This window comes from Amycolatopsis panacis (genome assembly GCF_003600245.1).
GTDB classification, from domain to species: Bacteria; Actinomycetota; Actinomycetes; order Mycobacteriales; family Pseudonocardiaceae; genus Amycolatopsis; species Amycolatopsis sulphurea.
Genome location: NZ_QZFV01000043.1, coordinates 95,462 through 116,568, shown reverse-complemented (window position 1 = coordinate 116,568; position 21,107 = coordinate 95,462). Strand labels below are relative to the sequence as shown.

The following is a 21,107-nucleotide window of genomic DNA, read 5'->3' as shown; positions in this document are numbered from 1 at the left end:
AACCTAACCGCCCGAAACACCTACTTTCGTGCCGAATATGGGCCGTTATGCGAATGTTGCGGGTCAACATGCGCAGGAAAAGGCGACCGGCCCCTCACCCACCAGGGGTAAGGGGCCGGCCGCGGTCGCGAACTAGCTGAAGTCGACAGACCGAATGATGTGTGCTCCGACCGTGGCACCGATCGGCTCCAGCACATTGCTGTCCACGCCGCGGTCGACGCGCAGCAGCATCACCGCGTCGGAGCCGTCGGTGGTCTGGCTGATCTGCGCCGCCTCGATGTTGATCCCGGCCTCGCCGAGCAGGGTGCCGACGCGGCCCATCACCCCCGGCCGGTCCGGGTACTCGAGCAGCAGCACGTCGCCCTCGGCCCGCAGATCGAAGTGCCGGCCGTTGACCTCGACGATCTTCTCGACATCGTCCTTGCCGGTGACCGACCCGGACACGGTCAGCGTGGTGCCGTCGCCGTGCACCGCGCGCACGGTGACCAGGCTGCGGAACTTCGGGCTCTCCGTCTCGGACACGAGGTCCACCTGCACGCCCAGTTCCTCGGCCAGCCGAGGCGCGTTGACGAAGGTGACCTGGTCGTCCACGACACCGGTGAAGACCCCGCGCAACGCGGCGAGCTGCAGCACCGAGGTGTCCTCACTGGACAGCTCGCCCTTGACCGACACCGTCACCGAGGTCGGCGCCTTCGGGTTGAGCGCGGTGAGCACCTGGCCGAGCTTCTGGGTGAGCGACAGGTACGGCCGCACGTGCTCACCGACCGAACCGCCTCCCGACACGTTCACCGCGTCCGGCACGAAGTCCCCGCGCAGCGCGAGCAGCACGGACCGTGCCACGTCGGTGCCCGCGCGGTCCTGCGCCTCCGCGGTGGAGGCGCCCAGGTGCGGCGTGACCACGACGTTCGGCAGCTCGAACAGCGGGCTGGCCGTGGTCGGCTCGGTGACGAACACGTCGATGCCGGCGCCGCCGACGTGCCCGCTGCGGATCGCCTCGGCCAGCGCGTCCTCGTCGATCAGCCCGCCGCGGGCCGCGTTGACGATGATCACACCCTGCTTGGTCTTCTTGAGGGCCTCGGCGTCGATCAGGCCCTTGGTCTCCGGCGTCTTGGGCAGGTGGATGGAGATCGCGTCGGCGCGGCCCAGCAGCTCGTCGAGAGTGACCAGCTCGATGCCGAGCTGCGCGGCCCGGGCGGCCGAGACATAGGGGTCGTAGGCGATGAGCTTGGTGCCGAACGCCGCAAGCCGCTGGCTGACCAGCTGGCCGATCTTGCCGAGGCCGACCACGCCGACGGTCTTGCCGTTGATCTCGACCCCGGAGAACGAGCTCCGCTTCCACTCGCCGCCGCGCAGGCTCTGGTCCGCGGCGGGCACCCGGCGGGCGACCGAGAGCAGCAGCGCGACCGCGTGCTCGGCGGCCGAGACGATGTTGGAGGTCGGTGCGTTGACCACGAGCACCCCCCGCTCGGTGGCGGGCGGGATCTCGACGTTGTCCAGGCCGACCCCGGCGCGCGCGACGACCTTGAGCTGCGTGGTCGCGGCCAGCACCTCCGCATCCACCTTGGTGGCGGACCGGACCAGGAGCGCGTCGGCGCTCTTCACCGCCTCGAGCAACGCGGGACGGTCGGTTCCGTCCACCTGCCGGACCTCTACCTCGTCACCGAACACACTCAGCACGGAGGGCGCGAGCTTCTCCGCGATGAGGACGACGGGTTTACTGGGCTTGGTCACGATGCGGCTCCCACTATCTGGTCACGAAATCCAGGACGCTCTCCTTCGGCGCACGCCGTTGTGCCCGGATGCGCGGAGTTTAGCCCGGACGACCGGCAGCGCGCGCCCTGCGTTGGCCACATGCCCGTAATGCCGTGGCAACACGGCCCCGGCGCCGGGTCACGTCGATCACTGCGGGCGGTCCCTGGATGCGGTGCGCGGCAACGGAAGGATCTTCCCCGGTGGATCACCGTGGGTGTACCGGAAGAAGTGCACAATGCCGTCCATTGGATGAGATGATCCGACCGGGCATGGAATTATGCTTGCTTTGTCCGGTATTGGCCTGGCGGGCCGTTCGCGAAAGCACCCGGATCGAGTGCTCGGTGCTCCCCCGCTTGCCGCTGTTCGGCAACACCCTCAGCCTCCGCCGGCGGTCCCTCGACCTGAACATCGGCAGTGTGCAGCGTCCCATTCAGCACGACCCCTCACGTGCACGATGTTCGTCGCCGATGGGCAGCACCAAGGTGGTGGACACGTTAGAGTGACCCTCGAGCGGCCGGGGCCGCGCCCAGTCCGTGAAAAGGGCCGAGTCCACTCCACGAACGACACGTCGCCCGAGTTGTTCCTTCTTCCCGGCCCGGTGCCTGCGGACCACGGTCTCAAGCGGGAAAGAAGGGCTTCGGATGCACGCTCTGCCGGCGAAACCGGATCTCGGACAGCTGCGCAAGCAGGCCAAGGACCTCGCCCGGGAGAACGCGGTTGCGTTGTCCGAAGCGCAGTTCCGGTTGGCCCGTGACCACGGATTCCCCAGCTGGCCACGGCTGGTCGCCTACGTCCGCCGCGTCGTGGACCACGGGCCGGATCTCCAGCACTTGTACCGCTCGGACGTGAGGTACTACCGCGAGCGCGCGGACGGTCTCGCCGCTTGCCTGATACCCCGCCCTGGCGTTACCCACCGCGATGCCAGCCGATCGCCGTCCCAAGCCGCCATCCGGCACTGATCGCCACCGCACGGACCGACCGTCGCCCCCTGCCCGCATTGCTGGCACCGCCCGCTCAAGTACCGGCCATCGGTCCTGGCAAACCGCGAAAAGCAGCTTTGAGCAGGGATTCGCCATTGAGTGGCGACGGCAGGAGACACCGCACCTTCAGTTGTCGCCCCCCAGCGGCAACGGCCGAAGCCATGACCAACCGGCCGCCACCCGACGGCGATGACCGACACCACCGCATCGCCACTCAACGGCAACAGCGGCGACCAGAGCATCCGAACCGTCGCCGTCTGGCCGTTCAACGGCGACTGTCGACCCCTCGACAATCCGCGCGTCGCCACCAAACGGCGAGGCCAGCATCACGCGATTCCACATGTCGCCACCAAGCGGCAACAGCCAGACCCGCACCGCCGCTCAGAGGCAACCGCCGACGCGACGACAGCCATCCCGCCTCTCGACGGCAAAGGCGATCGTCATCCGTTCGTCGCCGCCCAATGGCAACAGCCGCCTCCTGTAGCCGCCGAACGGCAACAGAAGCCACGGGACCCCGACCGTCGGCGCTCAAAGGCAACTCACCTCAGAAGCCCAAGCTGTCGCCACCCAAAGACCAGACTGCCCTCACCACTCCACCATCAAGACCACCATCCGTCGAACACACTCACCCGCCGCGGTGAACCATCGCCACACAGCGGCAACCCGCCGCCCCAGGACAAGCCGCTACCCCCACCACAGCTTCCGGCCAGCGACCCGAAGCCAACCAGAACCACCGGCCACCGCCCACCAGGAGCCGTCGCCGTTTTTCGGCAAAAGCACCCCGACCTGCCAATCCGGCGAGGGGCAACACCCTCATCCAGCACCCCGCCACCCGCGGACCATGGGCAAACCCGTCACCTGGCAGCCCGGTCCTCCGGCAACTCGAACTCCCCGGCCAGCACACCCTTCGTGAACGCATTCCACTCCGAAGGCGTGAAAATCAGAACCGCCCGGTCCGGATCCGTCGGCTGTCGAAGAGCCACGTAGGTGACACCGTCGGTATGCGGGACGAGGGCGTATTCAGCACAGTGCTCCAGCGTCGCACCTGCCGGTTGGGCACGGGTCCAGACGGCGCCGGCGAGGTCAAGCTCGTGCCGGATGTGCACCTTGTCGTCGGCAGGCCGGTCGCTCATGATCAGAGCGTATCCGTCGCCTGGCGGAAACCGGCCCACGGACGGCGAAGGCCCCTCACCCGGCGGGACGTGCGGGTGAGGGGCCGGTGAAAATCGCTCAGGCGGTCTCGGTGATCGGCCGGTCCACCCACGACATCAGACCGCGCAGCTTCTTGCCGGTCTCCTCGATCGGGTGCCGGTCGCCCTTCTGCTCGAGTTCGATGAACTTCGGGCGGCCCGCCTCGTCCTCGGCGACCCATTCGCGGGCGAACGTGCCGTCCTGGATCTCGCCGAGGATCTTCTTCATCTCCTCCTTGACCGCGGGCGAGATCACGCGCGGGCCGCGGGTGAGGTCGCCGTACTCCGCGGTGTCGGAGATGGAGTAGCGCTGCCGTGCGATACCGCCCTCGTACATGAGGTCGACGATCAGCTTCAGCTCGTGCAGCACCTCGAAGTATGCGATCTCCGGGGCGTAACCCGCCTCGGTCAGCACCTCGAAGCCGGTCTGCACCAGCGCCGAAGCACCACCGCACAGCACAGCCTGCTCGCCGAAGAGGTCGGTTTCGGTCTCCTCGGTGAAGGTCGTCTTGATGACGCCCGCGCGGGCGCCGCCGATGGCGGCGGCGTAGGACAGGGCCAGCGCCTGCGCGTTGCCCGAGGCGTCCTGCTCGACCGCGATCAGGCAGGGCACGCCCTTGCCGTCCACGAACTGGCGGCGGACCAGGTGGCCCGGACCCTTCGGGGCGACCATGGCCACGTCGACGTTGCCCGGCGGCTTGATCAGGTCGTACCGGATGTTGAAACCGTGCCCGAAGAACAGCGCGTCCCCGTCCTTGAGGTTCGGCGCGATGTGCTCCTCGTAGATGAAGCGCTGTTTGGTGTCCGGGGCGAGAATCATGATCACGTCCGCCTCGGCCGCCGCCTCGGCGACGGTCAGCACGCGCAGGCCCTGCTCCTCGGCCTTGGCGCGGGACTTCGACCCCTCCTGCAGGCCGATCCGGACGTCGACACCCGAGTCGCGCAGGCTCAGCGAGTGGGCGTGGCCCTGGCTGCCGTAGCCGATCACGGCGACCTTGCGACCCTGGATGATCGACAGGTCGGCGTCGTCGTCGTAGAAGATTTCCACTGCCATGGGGGGTACTACTTCCTTTCCTGACTACACAGAAATCAGCGGGGTGAGGTGGCGGTGATCGAGCGGGCCCCGCGACCCACCGCGACCATGCCGGACTGCACGAGCTCCCGGATGCCGTACGGCTCGAGCATCCGCAGCAGTGCGCCGATCTTGTCCGACGTCCCGGTCGCCTCGACGGTGAGCGCCTCCGGCGAGACGTCCACCACCTTGGCGCGGAAGAGCTGGACGGTCTCGAGCACCTGGCTGCGTACCGTGGCGTCCGCCCGGACCTTGACGAGCAGCAGTTCCCGCTGCACCGCGACGCCCGGTTCCAGTTCCACGATCTTGATCACGTTCACCAGCTTGTTGAGCTGCTTGGTCACCTGTTCGAGCGGTAGCTCTTCAACGGCGACCACGATCGTCATACGGGACACCTCGGGGTTCTCCGTGGGCCCGACGGCGAGGGACTCGATGTTGAACCCGCGGCGGGAGAACAGGCCGGACACCCGGGCGAGCACACCGGGCTTGTTCTCGACCAGCACGCTCAGCGTGTGCACAGTCATGCGTCTTCTCCCTCCGCGACCGCGGTGGCTTCCTGCGAGACCTCGTCGTCGTCGAACAGCGGCCGGATGCCGCGCACGGCCATGATCTCGTCGTTGCCGGTGCCCGCGGCCACCATCGGCCACACCTGGGCATCCTTCCCCACGACGAAGTCGATCACGACGGGGCGGTCGTTGATCTCCATCGCCCGCCGGATGGTGGCGTCGACGTCATCCTTGGTCTCGCAGCGCAGACCGGCGCAGCCCAGCGCCTCGGCCAGCAGCGCGAAATCCGGGATCCGGTGCTTGTGCGTACCGAGATCGGTGTTGGAGTAGCGCTCCGAGTAGAACAGGTTCTGCCACTGGCGGACCATGCCCAGGTTGCCGTTGTTGATCACAGCCACCTTGATCGGCGCGCCCTCGATGGCGCAGGTGGCCAGTTCCTGGTTGGTCATCTGGAAACAGCCGTCGCCGTCGATCGCCCACACCTGCGTGCCGGGCAACCCGAACTGCGCGCCCATCGCGGCAGGCACCGCGAAGCCCATGGTGCCGAGCCCACCGGAGTTGATCCACGTACGCGGCTTCTCGTACTTCACGAACTGCGCGGCCCACATCTGGTGCTGGCCGACCCCCGCCGTGTACACCGCGTCAGGCCCGGCCAGCTCGCCGATCCGCTCGATGACGTACTGCGGCGACAGCGAACCGTCGTCCGGCCACTCGTAGCCCATCGGATAGCTCTCGCGCCACGAGTCGACCTGCGTCCACCAACCGCTGAGGTCGGGGGCGCCGTCATGCTCGAACTCGGCCCGGACCGCGGCGATCAGCTCGGTGATGATCTCCTTGCAGTCCCCCACGATCGGCACGTCGGCCTTGCGGTTCTTGGAGATCTCCGCGGGGTCGATGTCCGCGTGCACGATCTTCGCTTCCGGCGCGAACGACGAGAGCTGGCCGGTGACCCGATCGTCGAACCGTGCGCCGAGCGCGATTAGTAGGTCCGCGCGCTGCATCGAGGCGACCGCGCCCACCGAGCCGTGCATTCCGGGCATGCCGACGTGCTGACGGTGCGAATCGGGGAACGCCCCGCGGGCCATCAGCGTGGTGGCGACCGGCATGTCGGTCAGCTCGGCGAGTTCGAGCAACGCCTCGGCGGCCTCCGCCTTGATCACGCCACCGCCGACGTAGAGCACGGGGCGACGCGCCTCGGCGATGAGCTTCGCCGCTTCGCGGACCTGCTTGCCGTGCGGCCGCAGCGTCGGCCGGTAGCCGGGCAGGCGCAGCTCGGGCGGCCAGGAGAAGGAGGTCATCTCCTGCAGTACGTCCTTGGGGATGTCGACCAGCACCGGGCCGGGCCGTCCGGTGGCGGCCAGGTGGAACGCCTCGGCGATCGCCTGCGGGATCTCGGCCGGGTCGGTGACCAGGAAGTTGTGCTTGGTCACCGGCATGGTGATGCCGCAGATGTCGGCTTCCTGGAACGCGTCGGTGCCGATCAGCGCCCGCGACTGCTGCCCGGTGATGGCCACCACCGGCACCGAGTCCATGTTCGCGTCGGCCAGCGGGGTGACCAGGTTCGTGGCGCCCGGCCCGGAAGTGGCCATGCAGACGCCGACCTTGCCGGTCGCCTGTGCGTAACCGGTCGCGGCGTGCCCGGCGCCCTGTTCGTGCCGCACCAGGATGTGCCGCACCTTCGTGGAGTCGAGCAGCGGATCGTAGGCGGGGAGGATCGTGCCACCCGGAATACCGAAAACGACCTCGGCGCCGACCGCCTCGAGCGAGCGGACGAGCGACTGCGCGCCGGTAACCCGTACCGGGGTACCGGCCGGGGGAGTCGGCTTCGGACGTGCTCCGGGGACTGCGGGCGCGGTCGGCCCGGGCTTCGCGTCGCTGTGCGACGTGGCACTGGTCATCGGTTCTGCCTCGTGGGTTCTCGGTGTCACTCGTTCGGGTAGGTCGGGGGCGGTACTGCCGGTCGAAACCGGTCCAACGCAACAAAAAACCCTCGCCGACCGAAAGGTCGCACGAGGGTCGCGCGTCGACGCAGCGGACTCTTCCTAAGCGTCGACGCGCTGAGGAAGTACGAGGCCGGTCTGCGGTGTCACGGCGGTGACGGTAGCCGGGCCACGGGTCGAGTGTCAACTGTACGGGACGGCGATTCCGCATGCTGGACGGCCAGTACTGCTCCCGGCGGACCCGGGCGCAACCCGCCACGACCGGCGGTGCACCATTTCCGGGTGGCCGAAAAAGAGCAGGACCAGCGCGCGGAAGAGGGCCGGAAGGCTGTGTTCCGGATTCCCAGCACGGCGTATCTCGCGATCGGTCTGCTGACCGTCTGTGTGACTCCGGTCGCACTCGGCGAGATCGGCGGATTCCAGTGGCTGTACGTCTTCCCGCTCGCCCTGCTCGTGTTCGTCGCGCGCACCCGTACGGTCGCGACAAAGGAGGGCATGAACGTCCGGACCGTCTTCGGCAAGCGCGACCTGCCGTGGTCGTCACTCAAGGGCTTGGCGATCACGAACAAGGCGCGCGTACGCGCTGTCCTCGGCGACGACACGCAGGTACCACTTCCCACCGTGCGTACGCGGCATTTGCCGGTACTGGCGCTGGTGAGCGAGGGCAAGATCAGGGACCCGTCGGGCGTACTGAGCGACGACGAACTGAAGGCGGACGCTTCGAGCAAGAAGCCCGCAGAGGACGAATCGCAGAAGGCGGCGGACGAGACCGCGCCGCCCGAGGGCGAACCCAAGGAGTAGAATTGGTAGGACCAGTTTGCGGGGCAGTCTCGTGACCCCGCCTGGACCTGCCTTCTGACCTGGGAGAATGCCGTGCCGCACCTCCGTTCCCGGACCACCACCCACGGTCGCAACGCGGCGGGCGCACGCTCGCTCTGGCGCGCGACCGGAATGACCGACAGCGATTTCGGCAAGCCGATCGTCGCGATCGCCAACTCCTACACCCAGTTCGTGCCCGGCCACGTGCACCTCAAGGACCTGGGCGAGATCGTCGCGGAGGCGGTTGCCGAGGCGGGCGGGATCGCCCGCGAGTTCCACACGATCGCAGTCGACGACGGTATCGCCATGGGCCACTCCGGCATGCTGTATTCGCTGCCGTCGCGGGAAATCATCGCGGATTCCGTGGAGTACATGGTCAACGCGCACCAAGCCGACGCGCTCGTGTGCATCTCCAACTGCGACAAGATCACCCCGGGCATGCTGAACGCCGCGATGCGGCTCAACATCCCGACGGTGTTCGTGTCCGGCGGTCCGATGGAAGCGGGCAAGGCGGTGGTCGTGGAAGGCGTCGCACACGCGCCGACCGACCTGATCACCACCATCGCAGCGTCGGCGAACTCCGCTATCGACGAAGACGGCCTGTCCGAGGTCGAACGCTCCGCCTGTCCCACCTGCGGTTCGTGCTCGGGCATGTTCACCGCCAACTCGATGAACTGCCTCACCGAAGCACTCGGGCTTTCCTTGCCCGGCAACGGTTCCACCCTCGCCACGCACGCCGCTCGCCGTGCGCTGTTCTCCGGCGCCGGGCGCACCGTGGTCGAACTGTGCAAGCGCTGGTACGGCGAGGACGACAAGTCGGCGCTGCCCCGCTCGATCGCGACGAAGGCGGCCTTCGAGAACGCGATGGCGCTCGACATGGCCATGGGCGGCTCCACCAACACGGTGCTGCACATCCTCGCCGCCGCGCAGGAAGGCGAGATCGATTTCACGATCAGCGACATCGACGCCATCGGCCGGCGGGTGCCGTGCCTGTCGAAGGTCGCGCCGAACTCCGATTACCACATGGAGGACGTGCACCGCGCCGGCGGAATCCCGGCCATCCTCGGCGAATTGCACCGGGGCGGGCTGCTGAACACCGACGTGCACTCGGTGCACTCCCCCGACATCGACTCCTGGCTGGCCAGCTGGGACATCCGCGCCGAGTCCCCGTCCGAGACGGCCCTCGAACTGTTCCACGCAGCCCCGGGTGGAGTCCGCACCACACAGGCGTTCTCCACCGAGAACCGCTGGTCGGCACTCGACACCGACGCCGCCGCCGGCTGCATTCGCGACATCGAGCACGCCTACACGAAGGACGGCGGCCTGGCCATCCTGCGCGGCAACCTCGCCGAGAACGGCGCCGTGATCAAGGCCGCGGGCATCGACGAGGACCTGTGGCACTTCGAGGGCCCCGCGCGTGTGCTGGAAAGCCAGGAGGAGGCCGTTTCGGCGATCCTCAAGAAGGAGATCCAGCCCGGCGAGGTCCTGGTGATCCGGTACGAAGGCCCGGCCGGCGGCCCCGGGATGCAGGAGATGCTGCACCCGACGGCGTTCCTCAAGGGCTCCGGCCTCGGCAAGAAGTGCGCCCTGATCACCGACGGCCGGTTCTCCGGCGGCTCATCGGGCATCTCGGTCGGGCACATCTCTCCGGAAGCCGCGGCCGGCGGCCTGATCGGCCTGGTGGAGAACGGCGACCGGATCGTCCTGGACATCCACGAACGCCGTCTGGAACTCCTCGTCGCCCCGGAAATCCTCGCCGAACGCCGGGCGAAGATGGACGCCGCCGAACGTCCTTGGCAGCCGAAGGAACGTCAGCGCCCGATCACCGCAGCGCTTCGTGCCTACGCCCGGATGGCCACCTCCGCCGACACCGGTGCCGTCCGGGATCCGAGCCGCTGAACCACTCCTTCAGCTATTTCGCCATTCGCGCTGGGCCGCGCACTTCCCTATGGGGTGCGCGGCCCTTTTGTCCGTCGGTGTTGCCCTCCAGTGGCGACGACAGCGTCGCCCCCAAGTTGGCCACCGCACTCTCGATCACCGCTCCAGATCTCCGGTCGTCCGATCTCCGGTCGTCCGATACGACCCGACACCGATTGCCTGGAGCCTGGCGTGATCGTCACCCACCGTTCGCGATCACTCCCATCCCCTGCAGTTCCGTCGCCACCTGACGGCGAAACACCGAAGAACCCCAGGTCAAAGCCTGTTGCCAAAAAACGGCAACACCCGTCCAGACCCGCAACGGCCACCGAATGACGACGGAGTGGCCCGCCACCGATGATCATTACGTCAGACGATCAACGCGTCAGGACGATGACCACCACGGACGCAGCCGCCGCCAGCAGCAGCGAGATGAACCCCAGGGGCAACGGCCGTTTCCGCCACGGGGTGTTCGTCTCCAGCGAAATACGACCCGAACCGGTGAAGATCAACGTGAGTGCACACAGTCCGAGCAGCAACTCGAATTCCCAGCCCTGCCCGGTCCCCAGGAAGAAACCACCGTGGAACTTCGCGTAGACGGCGTTCGCCGCGACCCCGAGCAGTCCCGCCGCCGCGAGCGGCGTGAACAGGCCGACGATCACCAGCGCGCTACCCGCGACCTCGGTGACCCCGGTTACCCAGGACAGCAGCGTGGTCTGCTTGTGGTACCCGTACATTTCGAGCACGTGTGCGAACCCGCCGACGCCCGGACCGCCGAATACGCCGAACAGATGCTGGAGACCGTGCGCGCCCATGATCGCGCCCAGCCCCAACCGCAGGATGAGCAGGCCGAAACCGAGACCACCCTGGCGCGATTCGCCGTAATCGTTGTTCTCGGATTCCTCGACGCCGGACAGCAGGCTGGTCTGGTGGTCATCCCCTTGACTGGTCACGCGCGAAGAGTAAGCGATCCAGACGTCCCCCGCGACCGAGCACGCCGAGGTCAGGGGCCATTTCAGGGTTTACCCGGAGGCAGTCAGTATTCACCGTGGACGAGGTTGTCCGGCAACTCCCCGCCGGCATACCGGGCGATCTCCGCCGCGGCCACTGCGTACGAACGCCGCCGGACCCCGTGCACCGCCCCGCCGACGTGCGGGGTGAGCACGACCCCGGGCGCAGTCCACAGTGGGTGTTCCGCAGGCAGTGGCTCCGGTTCCGTCACGTCGAGCGCCGCTCGCAGCCGCCCCGCGGTCACCTCCGCAACCAGCGCGTCGGTGACCACCACCGGCCCGCGAGCAGCGTTGACAAGGACAGCACCATCCCGCATCGAAGCAAGAAACCGGGCGTCGACCATGCCCCGGGTATGCGAGGTGAGGGGGACCATCATGACCACTACATCGTGAAGCGGTAACAATGCCGGGAGATCCTCGACGCCGTGCACCCCATCGCGCGCCGACATACCCACCATCGTGCACCGGACGTCGAACGATTCGAGCCGTCGCCGCAACTGCCGCCCGAGATCACCGGCGCCGACGATGAGCACATGCTGCCCCTGCAGCGTCTCGGACGTCATCGGTTCCCACCGCGCCATGCGCTGCGCCGTGGCGAAAACGTCCAGCTGCCGGTACATCGACAGCAGCACCGCGGCCACCCACTCAGCCATGCTGCCGCCGTGCGCGCCCCGGCAGGTGGAGAGCAGCACACCGTCGGGAACCTTGCCCACCCAGTCGTCCGCACCGGCCGACAGCAGCTGTACGAGCTTCAGGTTCGGCAACTCCCGCCACAACGCGTTGTCAGCCGGGTGTCTGCCGGGAATGAGCACCTCGGCCTTGCTCGCCTCCGGCGGCACGGGGTCGCCCCATTGGTAACGCACGGCCTGCACGAGGGGGTTTTCGGACAGCGCAGCGACGCCCTCGTCGTCGGGGACCAGCACGGTAACGGTCATGATCACCAAGGTAACCACTTACCCGTGGCTCACGCCTGGACACCTAGGCTGAAGCCATCATGCGTACCCGGTCCCGGTGGTCGGCGCCGCTGGCCCTGCTCGCCTGCGGCGGCCTCGTGCTCTCCGGCTGCGCCCGTTTCGACGACACCACGGCCGCGCAGAAGTTCAGCCCGGCCGCACCGCCGAGCCCCGAATCGCCTCCGCAGGTCAAGGACCCGGGAAGGTCGGGCAGCAGTCCGGGTAACGGGCCCTCCCAAGGCTCACCGACTCCCGTCCCTCCGCCACAGGGCTGCAAGGACTTCGACAAGGCAGTCATCGCGACCTGCCTGGACACGGTCTCCGCAGTAGCCGGCCTACCTGGCAACGGATCCGCGCCTGCCGCCCTCGCGGGAGAGCGGAAAACCGGCCGGGTTCTCCTTGCCACCGCCGGTCACGACGCGTCGTCGTTCGCCCAGCTCGACGTCCAGGCCGCCGGCGATGGTGGCCTCACCGGCCTGGCACTGTCCCCGAAGTACGTCGAGGACCAGCTGGTTTTCGCCTACATCACGACGCCGACCGACAACCGCGTCGTCCGGTTCGCCAAAGGACAACCGCCAAACCCGGTGCTGACCGGGATCCCGAAGGGTGCCACCGGCAACCGCGGCACGATCGCCGGCGATGGGCACGGCGCCCTACTCGTCGCGACCGGCGACGCCGGCAACCCCGCCGCCGCGGCGGACGCGAAATCGCTCGCCGGCAAGGTGCTGCGGATCGACACGTCGGGCAAGCCCGCGAGTGACAACCCCACCCCAGGATCCCCCGTGTACGCCTCTGGTCTGCATGCGCCAGGCGGCCTCTGCGGCTCCGCCGACGGGAAACGCATGTGGGTGACCGACCAGCCAGCTTCCGGTCCCGACGCGGTGTACCGCCTCCAACCCGGCCAATCCCTGAGCGCCCCCGCATGGACCTGGCCGGACAAACCTGCCGTCGGCGGCTGCACCGACTTCGTCGACGCAAACGGCATCCTCGCCGTCGCCTCGTCAGCGGGCCTGCAGAACGTCCCGGTCAACCCAGACGGCGCCGTCACCGGCACACCCACCGTCAGCCTCGATGGCAAAGGCAAACCCCCCACGACCTACGGCCGCCTCGCCGGCATGAGCATGATCAACCCTCAGACCGCCGTCGCAGGCACCACCAACAAGGACGGCGGCAAACCCGTCTCCAGCGACGACCGCGTAGTCCTGATCGTCATCTCCGACACCGGCGGCGGCCAAGGAAAGGACTGAGCCGCACGGACGACCCGGCGCTCCCGCCCCGCTCCGGCGAAGTTTGCCGTTGCCCGGCAACACCCGGTCCACCGGCCGAGCCTCCGGCCGTCGCCATTGGACCGCAAGTCCCGTACCCGGGACCGACCGCCAGCGTTTCCGCCCTCGCCGCTCAACGGCCAAAGTTCGACCGAAGACGATCCCGACGCCTGGAACGCACCCGTCCACCAAACGTCGTCGCCCCTCAATGGCGACTTCTCCACCGTGATGATCTCCCCGTCACCGCAGCGCCGACTCCACTCACCGCCACCGAGCCGCCGCCGAACGACGACCCACACCTCCATGGCCGCCGCTTCGCGTTCGCTCCCCGGCGACCACTGCTCCGCTCCGGCAAACGCCCAGAACACAAGCGACGAAACCCGTACCTCTACCCGATCAAACAGCCCTGCCTCGAACGCGCAACCCGTAGCCACTCACCGGCGAAACCCGCAGTTGCCGTTCAACGGCGACGCCGAGAAGCCCTGCTCTCCGCACGAGCCGCCCGCATGTCGAAGATCGCCACGACGACCGAGACCAGCGCGAACAGCAGACCCACGTAGCGCCCGACCCCAGCGCCGACCGCGATCCCCGCGGCGTCCAGGAACGCGCGCTGGTCACTGTCGAACACCCAGTCCAGCGTCGCCCACCCGATCGCCATCAGCAGCACGGTCGCGAGGCTCCCGACGAGCCACAGCTGCGGCAGCCCGGACATCCGGACCTTCCGGATTTGCCCGAGACCGACCACCGCGAGACCGATCAGCACCAAGACGAACGGCGGCAGCCACGAGAACGGATCCGAATTCCACGCCGAGCGCACGACGTCACCACGGGGCAATGCCTGAAAGGCGTTCTGCACGTCCGCATCCGCGGCGCCCGCCGTCAGCACCGTCCATGGCAGAAACAACGTGCCCAGCGCGAGCAGCCCGGCCGCCAAGCCAAGCCACTCGCGCCAGGTGACACGGGTGATCGAGAAGGCCACTCAGGAACCAACGCGCTCGATGATCAGCTCACGCACGCGCTTGGCGTCGGCCTGTCCCTTGGTCGCCTTCATGACAGCTCCGACGATCGCGCCGGCCGCGGCGACCTTGCCACCGCGGATCTTGTCGGCGACGTCCGGCTGCGCGGCAAGCGCCTCGTCGACGGCCGCGAGCAACGCGGAATCGTCGGAAACGACCTTCAGCCCGCGCTCTTCCACGACCTCACGCGGCGCGCCCTCGCCGGCCAGCACGCCCTGCAGGACCTCCTTGGCGAGCTTGTTCGTCAGCTCTCCCGAGGTCACGAGCCCGATCACCTCAGCCACCTGCGCCGGCGTGATCGGCAGCTCGCCGAGCTCCATCTCGCGTGAGTTCGCCTCTTGTGCCAGCGTGTTCACCCACCAGCCGCGCGCTTCGTCCGGGGTCGCCCCGGCCTCGACCGTGGCCGCCACGAGGTCGACAGCGCCGACGTTCAGCAAGTCCCGCAACGCTTCGTCGGAGAGCTTCCACTCCTCCTGGATCCGTTTCCGGCGCTCCCACGGCATTTCCGGCAGCGTCGCCCGGAGCTGTTCGACCCATTCCCGCGAAGGCGCGATCGGGACCAGGTCTGGTTCCGGGAAGTACCGGTAGTCCTCCGCGGTTTCCTTGGCCCGGCCGGCCGCCGTCGTGCCGTCCGCCTCCTGGAAGTGCCGCGTCTCCTGCCGGATCGAACCACCGTCGGCGAGGATCGCCGCCTGCCGCGTCATCTCGTACCGCACCGCCCGCTCCACGCTGCGCAACGAGTTCACGTTCTTCGTTTCGGTGCGCGTACCGAACTCCTCGGCGTCCTTGGCCATCAACGAGACGTTCGCGTCACAGCGCATCGAGCCTTGGTCCATCCGGACGTCGGACACGCCGATGGCGCACAGCAAGTCGCGCAACGCGGTCACGTACGCGCGCGCCACTTCCGGAGCCCGCGCACCGGTGCCGGTGATCGGCTTCGTGACGATCTCGATCAGAGGGACGCCGGCGCGGTTGTAGTCGAGAAGCGAGTGCTCGGCGCCGTGGATCCGACCGGTCGCACCACCGACGTGCAGCGACTTTCCGGTGTCCTCTTCCATGTGCGCGCGCTCGATGGCGACGCGTACGACCTCACCGTCGTCCAGCGTGACGTCGAGGTAGCCGTCGAAGGCGATCGGCTCGTCGTACTGCGAAGTCTGGAAGTTCTTCGGCATGTCGGGATAGAAGTAGTTCTTCCGGGCGAACCGGCACCACTCCGCGATCTCGCAGTTCAACGCCAGGCCGATGCGGATCGCGCCCTCCACCGCCTTGCCGTTCACCACCGGCAGCGAGCCGGGCAGCCCGAGACAGGTGGGGCAGGTCTTCGTGTTCGGCTCGCCGCCGAACTCGTTGACGCAGCCGCAGAACATCTTCGTCTTCGTGTTGAGTTCCACGTGGACCTCGAGCCCGAGGACGGGGTCGAAGCGCTCGAGGACCTCGGCGTAGTCCATCAACTCGGCCACGGCAGTCACTTCGTTCCTCCCAGCTCCGGAGCCTGGTGCACGAGCGAGCCGCCGGCACCAGCGTCGCGCGCGGCCTCGTACGCGGCGCCGACGCGGTACAGCCTGTCGTCGGCGAGCGCCGGGGCCATGATCTGCAGGCCGACCGGGAGACCGTCCTCGTCGGACAAACCGCTCGGCACGCTCATGGCGGCGTTACCGGCGAGGTTCGACGGGATGGTGCACAGGTCGGCGAAGTACATCGCCATCGGGTCGTCTACGCGCTCCCCGATCTTGAACGCCGTAGTCGGTGTCGTCGGCGAGACGAGCACATCGACCCTCTCGAACGCTGCGGTGAAGTCGCGCGTGATGAGCGTGCGCACCTTCTGCGCGGAACCGTAGTACGCGTCGTAGTAGCCCGACGACAGCGCGTACGTGCCCAACATGATGCGCCGCTTAACTTCAGGACCGAAGCCCTTCTCGCGTGTCAGCGACATGACTTCTTCAGCACTGTGCGAACCGTCATCGGCCACGCGCAGGCCGTAACGCATGGCGTCGAACCGCGCGAGGTTCGACGACGCTTCGCTGGGTGCGATCAAGTAGTACGCAGGCAACGCATAGGTGAAGCTCGGGCACGACACCTCGACAACGTCCGCACCCAGCGCACGCAGCTGCTCCACTGCCGCACCGAAAGACCGAAGAACACCGGGCTGGTAGCCGTCGCCACCGAACTCCTTGACGACGCCGACGCGTACGCCCTTGAGGTCACCGTTCGCGCCTTCGCGTGCCGCGGCCACAACGGGCGGCACCGGCGCGTCGATGGACGTCGAGTCCAAGGCGTCGTAACCGGCGATCACTTCGTGCAACAGCGCCGCGTCGAGCACCGTACGCGCACACGGTCCCGCCTGGTCGAGCGAAGACGAGAAGGCGACCAGGCCGTAGCGCGACACGCCACCGTACGTCGGCTTCACGCCCACGGTGCCCGTGACAGCGCCCGGCTGCCGGATCGACCCACCAGTGTCGGTACCGATGGCAAGCGCTGCTTCAAACGCGGCAATGGACGCAGACGAACCGCCGCCGGAGCCGCCTGGGATACGCGCGTGGTCCCACGGGTTGTGCGTAGGACCGTACGCAGAGTTCTCCGTGGAGGAGCCCATCGCGAACTCGTCCATGTTCGTCTTGCCCAGGATGACGACGCCTGCTTCGCGGAGCTTGCGTGTCACAGTCGCGTCGTACGGCGGAATCCAGCCCTCGAGCGTACGAGAGCCGCAAGTCGTCGGTACGCCTTCGGTGGTGAGCACGTCTTTCAGTGCAAGCGGCACGCCCGCGAGTGGCGAAGCAGGTTGCTCCCCCGTGGCGAGCTTCTCGTCAACGGCCCTGGCCGCAGCGAGCGCACCGTCGGTGTCGACGTGCAAGAAGGCGTGTACGTGGTCGTCAACCGCGGCAATGCGGTCCAGGTGTGCCTGCGCGACCTCGGTCGCGGACACCTCACGCGCGTGGATCTTCGCCGCCAGTTCGGCGGCGTTCAGCTTGACGAGATCGCTCACTGTTCTTCTCCCAGGATCCGCGGCACCCGGAACCGGCCCTCCTCGGCGGCCGGCGCACCGGCCAGCGCCTGCTGCTGCGTGAAGCAGGGGCGGATTTCGTCCTCGCGAAAGACGTTGGTCAGCGGTACGGCGTGCGAAGTCGGCGGAACGTCCTCCGTGGCGACTTCACTCACTTTCGCGACCGAGTCCAGGATCTGGTCGAGCTGGCCTGCGAAGACGTCGAGCTCGTCATCGGTCACGGCCAGCCTGGCCAGCTTCGCGAGGTGTGCGACCTCGTCTCGGGAAATGTTGGGCACGCGGGTGACTCCCGGGGTGTGCTGTGCGGGTGCTGTCGGAAGCTGTAAGTCTATGGTGACGACGTCGGACGGCTCGACCGGGTTATCCGGCGACGCGCACCGGGCAAGGCATCCCGCCGGCCGGACGGCGAGACCGCAACGGGTGCCCGGTCTGTCACAATCGGCGCCCGGCGAAGTCGCGTTCCACGGCAAGGCTGGAACGCCTGAGGCGAGAGGGGCGCGTGGTGTCGTTCTTGATCCGGGTCCAGCTTCCGGACTCCCCCGGCACCCTCGGCGCCGTGGCGACCGCGCTCGGCACCGTGGGCGCCGACATCCTCAGTGTGGACGTGGTGGAACGCACCGGCGGTCTCGCGATCGACGACCTGGTGGTGGAGCTGCCGTCCGGGCGGCTCCCGGACGCCCTGATCACCGCCGCGGAAAGCGTGGAAGGCGTCGAGGTGGACGCGGTCCGGCCGTACGCCGGGATCCTGGACACGCACCGTGAGCTGGAACTCGTCGAGGAGATCGCGGCACAACCGAAGACCGGGCTCGAGCTGCTCGCCGAAGGCCTGCCGAAGATCATCCGCGCCGGCTGGGCGGTGGTCGTGGAACACGGCGAACCGGAGTCCAGGCGGCTCGCGTCCTCGAGTGCCGCGCCGGAGAGCCCGTTCACCGACCTGCCGTGGCTACCCCTGGAACGCGCCACCGTCCTCGACGGCGAGGAGTCGTGGGTTCCGGATACCTGGAAGGAGCTCGGCACCGAGCTCGCCGCGACCCCGCTCGGCAAGCCGGGCAAAGCACTCCTGGTGGCCCGTCCCGGCGGGCCGAACTTCCGTGCCGCCGAGGTCGCCCGCCTGGCCCACTTCGCGGGCATCGTCGCCGTGGTCCTGGACGGCTGAACGACTCCGCCTTTCCCCGACCTACCGGTCGCTGCGCCGGCGATGTTTCGGAAGCCCGCTCTCCTCGAGCCTCGGGCTTTGCCGAAGCACGACCGGGAACTCAGCGACGGCCGACTTGTTTGTTCCAAAGGGAGTCGAAGGCGTCGGCAATTCCTGTCCGTTCGCGGACCTGGGCGGCCGGTCCGGTCCGCCGCCAACGATCGCCGGCATGCCTGGTTTCGTCTCCTGACCAAGGCCGCTCACGAACGTCACGTCGACCGCTGTGGCCAGCGGTAACCGACGGGCTGGCCCGTGTCTCGCCACTTGGCGGCAACACGATCCGAACAGAACGGGCAACCATGCCGTCGGAACGGCCCCGAACCAAGTTCGCCGTCGAATGGCGAATCGGCACCTCGCCAGGACGAGGCGACGCGGAGAGCGCTCGAAGACAAGACTCCAACCACCGACCTGTCAGCGAAAAAGCAAACCAGAGAAGCCCCACCCGCTGTTGCCAAAAAATGGCAACAGGCTCTGATGCGATGAAGGAGGGGGGCCTCGCTCCTCGTGGGGGTTCCCGGCGGATGCTGGGGGTGCTTACGTTCACGACGGAGGAGGCCCTTGGTGGAAGGATACGCAGGGCCGCAGTTTGTGGGTATTGATCTGCATCGGCGGCGCGGTGTGATCGTGCGGATGACCGAGGCTGGTGAGGTGCTGGAGACGACCCGGATCGTCAACGATGCCGGGCGGTTGGTGTCGGTGTTGCGCCGGTGCGGGGAGGCACCGGAAGTGGTCGTGGAGGCCACCTGTGGGTGGTACTGGGCCGCGGACGTGATCGCTGGTGCGGGTGCTCGGCTGCATGTGGCGCATCCGTTGGGGGTGAAGGCGTTTGAGTATCGGCGGGTGAAGAACGACGAGCGGGACGCGGCGGATCTGGCGGATCTGCTGCGGATGGGCCGCCTGCCGGAGGCATGGATCGCCCCGCCGGTGACCCGGGAGCTGCGGGAGCTGGTGCGGCATCGGGCCAAGCTGGTGGCGTTGCGGTCGCACTGCAGGGCCGAGATTCACGCGGTGCTGGCCACATGCGGGGTGCAGGTGCCGATGACCGACCTGTTCGGCGTGGCGGGCATCGACCTGCTCAACCGCGTTGGATTGCCCGGCGTCTATCGGGGCCGGATCGACTCGCTACGCCGGTTGCTGGAGCTGCTGGAGTTCGAGATCGACGTGTTCACCGGGATCGTGCGGGCCCGGCTGTCAGCCGATCCCGGCTATGTCGCACTGCAGACCATTCCCGGGATCGGGCCGGTCCTGGCGGCGGTGTTCGTCGCCGAGATCGCCGACGTGCATCGGTTCGCCGGCCCGGACAAGCTGGCCTGCTGGTGCGGGCTCACCCCGAAACACCACGAGTCCGACACCCACGTCCACCGCGGAGCCATCACCAAACAGGGCTCACGGCTGGTCCGCTGGGCCGCCGTCGAATCAGTACAGGTCCTCCCCGCGACCAGCGTTATCGGCGCGTTCCGGGACCGGATCGCCGCGAAACGAGGACGCAACATCGGCGCGGTCGCCGCCGCTCGCAAGCAAATCGGATATGTCTACTACGCGCTACGTGATCACCACGTTCGTGCTCTGCACGCCACATCGAAGGCGCGTGCGGCGTGAGCCGCACCGGTAGCGGGTCGGCGCGGGTCGTGCAGGTCATGACCCCCAGCCTGGCGCGGTCGCCGTTCTGATTGATCCCGCCGACCCAGCACAGCGCACCCCATCATGCCGCCACACGAGCGCGGCGAAGGGATGACCGGCAGCCGCTACCGGCCTGCCCACCGCCGGAACAACCGGCCCTGATGAGCGCCACGACCACACCACCGCAGACAGCACAGGAGAATCCTCACCCCCTTTCCCCGCCACCCACAGCATGCGCCGACCGGTGCCGGCGTCAAGGCCCTCCGGCCGCTCCGCGGTCGGGCTCCGCCCGAACCTTGACCCCAACACCTCAACCCGACGCGCCCACAACCCCGGCGGGGACCAACAAACCCAAGGTCAGCAACCCCTTGACCGACCCCACTCCTTCAGGGATGACCTGTGATAATCCCTACAGATCGTATTCGTCCGCGATCAGGCCAACACTCAGGACGCCGATCCCTCCCAGCCGACTGAAGCCGATCCGCTCATACAGCCGATGCGCCGTTCTCCTCTGCTCAAGGCTGCTCACCAAGACCTTGCCGACCCCAACGACGTCCTCCGGGTCCAGCACAGCCCGGTGAGTGCCGCACCGATCCCGCGCCCGCGATCCTTACCCGCTCATTGTCAGCATCCGGAACTCCAGCTCAGCGACGTGGGAACCCTCGGCATACTCACTCCCGGCCGCACGACCGTGACCGATCCGAGCATCCGGTCGTCGTCCTCGACGGCCACCAGCATCTCGGCATGCTCGGCTCGGCGGGCGGCATCCCGCAGCAACCCTCATGCCCAGCCTCGACGTCAAAAGCCGTCAATCCGGTACGCATCCACCATGACATCGCCGATTTCCGCGAATTCCTCGACCCGCGCTGAC

General features: G+C 68.0%; 19 protein-coding genes. 7 read left to right on the top strand and 12 right to left on the bottom strand.

The annotated features are described in order from the left end of the window. Positions 1-132: 132 nt before the first annotated feature. Positions 133-1,731, bottom strand: a complete 1,599-nt coding sequence (gene serA / locus D5S19_RS03775) for a phosphoglycerate dehydrogenase (RefSeq protein ID WP_120021933.1) — start codon at positions 1,729-1,731, stop codon at positions 133-135. A gap of 662 nt (positions 1,732-2,393) precedes the next feature. On the opposite strand from serA, the gene D5S19_RS03765 reads away from it, so the two are divergent. Beyond that, positions 2,394-2,711 (top strand): hypothetical protein, encoded by a 318-nt coding sequence (locus D5S19_RS03765; protein WP_233573694.1) that lies wholly within the window; start codon positions 2,394-2,396, stop codon positions 2,709-2,711. A gap of 875 nt (positions 2,712-3,586) precedes the next feature. On the opposite strand, the gene D5S19_RS03760 is transcribed toward D5S19_RS03765, so the two are convergent. The 4 genes from D5S19_RS03760 to D5S19_RS03745 form a co-directional block, all read right to left on the bottom strand. Further along, on the bottom strand, positions 3,587-3,865 hold the full coding sequence (locus D5S19_RS03760) for a DUF397 domain-containing protein (protein WP_120021931.1): 279 nt from the start codon (positions 3,863-3,865) through the stop codon (positions 3,587-3,589). A gap of 97 nt (positions 3,866-3,962) precedes the next feature. Beyond that, positions 3,963-4,976 carry a ketol-acid reductoisomerase gene (gene ilvC, locus D5S19_RS03755; protein ID WP_120021930.1) on the bottom strand — a complete coding sequence of 338 codons (1,014 nt, stop codon included), beginning with the start codon at positions 4,974-4,976 and terminating at the stop codon, positions 3,963-3,965. A 35-nt stretch (positions 4,977-5,011) separates the two neighbouring features. Next, positions 5,012-5,518, bottom strand: a complete 507-nt coding sequence (gene ilvN, locus D5S19_RS03750; RefSeq protein ID WP_098510852.1) for an acetolactate synthase small subunit — start codon at positions 5,516-5,518, stop codon at positions 5,012-5,014. After that, positions 5,515-7,398 (bottom strand): acetolactate synthase large subunit, encoded by a 1,884-nt coding sequence (locus D5S19_RS03745; RefSeq protein ID WP_120021929.1) that lies wholly within the window; start codon positions 7,396-7,398, stop codon positions 5,515-5,517. Before D5S19_RS03745 ends, ilvN begins: the two co-directional genes overlap by 4 nt. Before the next feature lie 324 nt (positions 7,399-7,722). On the opposite strand from D5S19_RS03745, the gene D5S19_RS03740 reads away from it, so the two are divergent. Then, positions 7,723-8,241 carry a PH domain-containing protein gene (locus tag D5S19_RS03740; protein ID WP_120021954.1) on the top strand — a complete coding sequence of 173 codons (519 nt, stop codon included), beginning with the start codon at positions 7,723-7,725 and terminating at the stop codon, positions 8,239-8,241. Positions 8,242-8,313: 72 nt separating this feature from the next. After that, the gene (ilvD, locus tag D5S19_RS03735; protein WP_120021928.1) at positions 8,314-10,158 is read left to right on the top strand and encodes a dihydroxy-acid dehydratase; all 1,845 of its coding nucleotides are present in this window, start codon (positions 8,314-8,316) and stop codon (positions 10,156-10,158) included. A 395-nt stretch (positions 10,159-10,553) separates the two neighbouring features. On the opposite strand, the gene D5S19_RS03730 is transcribed toward ilvD, so the two are convergent. Further along, positions 10,554-11,129: a DoxX family protein gene (locus tag D5S19_RS03730; RefSeq protein ID WP_120021927.1), complete on the bottom strand. Its 576-nt coding sequence runs from the start codon at positions 11,127-11,129 to the stop codon at positions 10,554-10,556. Positions 11,130-11,212: 83 nt separating this feature from the next. Next, a complete protein-coding gene (locus D5S19_RS03725) occupies positions 11,213-12,121 on the bottom strand; it encodes a 2-hydroxyacid dehydrogenase (protein WP_120021953.1) in 909 nt (302 codons plus the stop codon). Positions 12,122-12,180: 59 nt separating this feature from the next. On the opposite strand from D5S19_RS03725, the gene D5S19_RS03720 reads away from it, so the two are divergent. Beyond that, positions 12,181-13,386 carry a PQQ-dependent sugar dehydrogenase gene (locus D5S19_RS03720; RefSeq protein ID WP_120021926.1) on the top strand — a complete coding sequence of 402 codons (1,206 nt, stop codon included), beginning with the start codon at positions 12,181-12,183 and terminating at the stop codon, positions 13,384-13,386. A 478-nt stretch (positions 13,387-13,864) separates the two neighbouring features. Here the strand turns inward: D5S19_RS03720 and D5S19_RS03715 are convergent, their stop codons facing one another. The 4 genes from D5S19_RS03715 to gatC are packed head-to-tail and all read right to left on the bottom strand — an operon-like array spanning position 13,865 to position 17,699. Then, complete coding sequence (locus D5S19_RS03715) at positions 13,865-14,383, bottom strand: hypothetical protein (protein ID WP_120021925.1); 519 nt, start codon at positions 14,381-14,383, stop codon at positions 13,865-13,867. Further along, positions 14,384-15,889: an Asp-tRNA(Asn)/Glu-tRNA(Gln) amidotransferase subunit GatB gene (gene gatB / locus D5S19_RS03710; RefSeq protein WP_120021924.1), complete on the bottom strand. Its 1,506-nt coding sequence runs from the start codon at positions 15,887-15,889 to the stop codon at positions 14,384-14,386. Next, the gene (gene gatA / locus D5S19_RS03705; RefSeq protein WP_120021923.1) at positions 15,886-17,403 is read right to left on the bottom strand and encodes an Asp-tRNA(Asn)/Glu-tRNA(Gln) amidotransferase subunit GatA; all 1,518 of its coding nucleotides are present in this window, start codon (positions 17,401-17,403) and stop codon (positions 15,886-15,888) included. The genes gatB and gatA overlap by 4 nt, the downstream gene beginning before the upstream one ends. Beyond that, positions 17,400-17,699, bottom strand: coding sequence for an Asp-tRNA(Asn)/Glu-tRNA(Gln) amidotransferase subunit GatC (gene gatC, locus D5S19_RS03700; protein WP_120021922.1), 300 nt, complete (start codon positions 17,697-17,699; stop codon positions 17,400-17,402). The genes gatA and gatC overlap by 4 nt, the downstream gene beginning before the upstream one ends. A gap of 224 nt (positions 17,700-17,923) precedes the next feature. On the opposite strand from gatC, the gene D5S19_RS03695 reads away from it, so the two are divergent. Together D5S19_RS03695 and D5S19_RS03690 are read left to right on the top strand one after the other, a co-directional pair. Continuing rightward, positions 17,924-18,577, top strand: coding sequence for an ACT domain-containing protein (locus tag D5S19_RS03695; protein ID WP_199730326.1), 654 nt, complete (start codon positions 17,924-17,926; stop codon positions 18,575-18,577). Between the two features lie 543 nt (positions 18,578-19,120). Beyond that, positions 19,121-20,215: an IS110 family RNA-guided transposase gene (locus tag D5S19_RS03690; protein WP_325050213.1), complete on the top strand. Its 1,095-nt coding sequence runs from the start codon at positions 19,121-19,123 to the stop codon at positions 20,213-20,215. 430 nt (positions 20,216-20,645) lie between these two features. Here D5S19_RS03690 and D5S19_RS31920 read toward each other — a convergent pair whose 3' ends face one another. After that, positions 20,646-20,807, bottom strand: coding sequence for a hypothetical protein (locus tag D5S19_RS31920; RefSeq protein WP_158605485.1), 162 nt, complete (start codon positions 20,805-20,807; stop codon positions 20,646-20,648). A 173-nt stretch (positions 20,808-20,980) separates the two neighbouring features. On the opposite strand from D5S19_RS31920, the gene D5S19_RS33505 reads away from it, so the two are divergent. Beyond that, the gene (locus tag D5S19_RS33505; RefSeq protein WP_267901063.1) at positions 20,981-21,106 is read left to right on the top strand and encodes a hypothetical protein; all 126 of its coding nucleotides are present in this window, start codon (positions 20,981-20,983) and stop codon (positions 21,104-21,106) included. Position 21,107: the final 1 nt, after the last annotated feature.

Coding starts and splice junctions, on each gene's coding strand:
- D5S19_RS03745 (WP_120021929.1), bottom strand. CDS start 7,398: ATGACCAGTGCCACGTCGCACAGCGACGCGAAGCCCGGGCCGACCGCG.
- D5S19_RS03720 (WP_120021926.1), top strand. CDS start 12,181: ATGCGTACCCGGTCCCGGTGGTCGGCGCCGCTGGCCCTGCTCGCCTGC.
- D5S19_RS03725 (WP_120021953.1), bottom strand. CDS start 12,121: ATGACCGTTACCGTGCTGGTCCCCGACGACGAGGGCGTCGCTGCGCTG.
- D5S19_RS03765 (WP_233573694.1), top strand. CDS start 2,394: ATGCACGCTCTGCCGGCGAAACCGGATCTCGGACAGCTGCGCAAGCAG.
- D5S19_RS03760 (WP_120021931.1), bottom strand. CDS start 3,865: ATGAGCGACCGGCCTGCCGACGACAAGGTGCACATCCGGCACGAGCTT.
- ilvC (WP_120021930.1), bottom strand. CDS start 4,976: ATGGCAGTGGAAATCTTCTACGACGACGACGCCGACCTGTCGATCATC.
- D5S19_RS33505 (WP_267901063.1), top strand. CDS start 20,981: ATGCTCGGCTCGGCGGGCGGCATCCCGCAGCAACCCTCATGCCCAGCC.
- ilvN (WP_098510852.1), bottom strand. CDS start 5,518: ATGACTGTGCACACGCTGAGCGTGCTGGTCGAGAACAAGCCCGGTGTG.